The sequence below is a fragment of the Agrobacterium sp. D14 genome, from assembly GCF_001526505.1.
GTDB lineage: Bacteria > Pseudomonadota > Alphaproteobacteria > Rhizobiales > Rhizobiaceae > Agrobacterium > Agrobacterium leguminum.
This window is the reverse complement of the sequence record NZ_ASXX01000053.1, coordinates 1-1,157: the sequence shown is the minus strand read 5'-3', so window position 1 is coordinate 1,157 and position 1,157 is coordinate 1. Positions and strand designations below refer to the sequence as shown.

The 1,157-nt window shown below is 59.7% G+C and carries 1 protein-coding gene; it reads left to right on the top strand.

Translation table 11 applies throughout. The annotated features are described in order from the left end of the window. Positions 1–1,157 (top strand): elongation factor Tu (gene tuf / locus L901_RS22865; protein ID WP_059760487.1); only part of this gene is annotated, 1,157 nt, incomplete at both ends.

Sequence of the window (1,157 nt, the reverse complement as noted above, 5' to 3'; positions counted from 1 at the left end):
ATGGCAAAGAGCAAGTTTGAGCGCAATAAGCCGCACGTCAACATTGGCACGATCGGTCACGTTGACCATGGCAAGACGTCGCTGACGGCAGCGATCACGAAGTTCTTCGGCGAATTCAAGGCGTATGACCAGATCGACGCCGCGCCTGAAGAAAAGGCCCGTGGTATCACGATTTCGACGGCGCACGTTGAATACGAAACGCCTGCCCGTCACTATGCGCACGTCGACTGCCCCGGCCACGCCGACTACGTGAAGAACATGATCACCGGTGCTGCCCAGATGGACGGCGCGATCCTGGTTTGCTCGGCTGCCGACGGCCCGATGCCGCAGACCCGCGAGCACATCCTGCTTGCCCGTCAGGTTGGCGTTCCGGCGATCGTCGTGTTCCTCAACAAGGTCGACCAGGTTGACGACGCCGAGCTTCTCGAGCTCGTCGAGCTTGAAGTTCGCGAACTTCTGTCGTCCTACGACTTCCCGGGCGACGATATTCCGATCATCAAGGGTTCGGCACTTGCCGCTCTTGAAGACTCTGACAAGAAGATCGGTGAAGACGCGATCCGCGAGCTGATGGCTGCGGTTGACGCCTACATCCCGACGCCTGAGCGTCCGATCGACCAGCCGTTCCTGATGCCGATCGAAGACGTGTTCTCGATCTCTGGCCGTGGTACGGTTGTGACGGGTCGCGTTGAGCGCGGTATCGTCAAGGTTGGCGAAGAAGTCGAAATCGTCGGCATCCGTCCGACCTCGAAGACGACGGTTACCGGCGTTGAAATGTTCCGCAAGCTGCTCGACCAGGGCCAGGCCGGCGACAACATCGGTGCACTGGTTCGCGGTGTTAACCGTGACGGCGTCGAGCGTGGTCAGATCCTGTGCAAGCCGGGTTCGGTTAAGCCGCACAAGAAGTTCAAGGCTGAAGCCTACATCCTGACGAAGGAAGAAGGCGGCCGTCATACGCCGTTCTTCACGAACTACCGTCCGCAGTTCTACTTCCGCACGACGGACGTAACGGGCATCGTTACGCTTCCGGAAGGCACGGAAATGGTTATGCCTGGCGACAACGTGACCGTTGACGTCGAGCTGATCGTTCCGATCGCGATGGAAGAAAAGCTGCGCTTCGCTATCCGCGAAGGCGGCCGTACCGTCGGCGCCGGCATCGT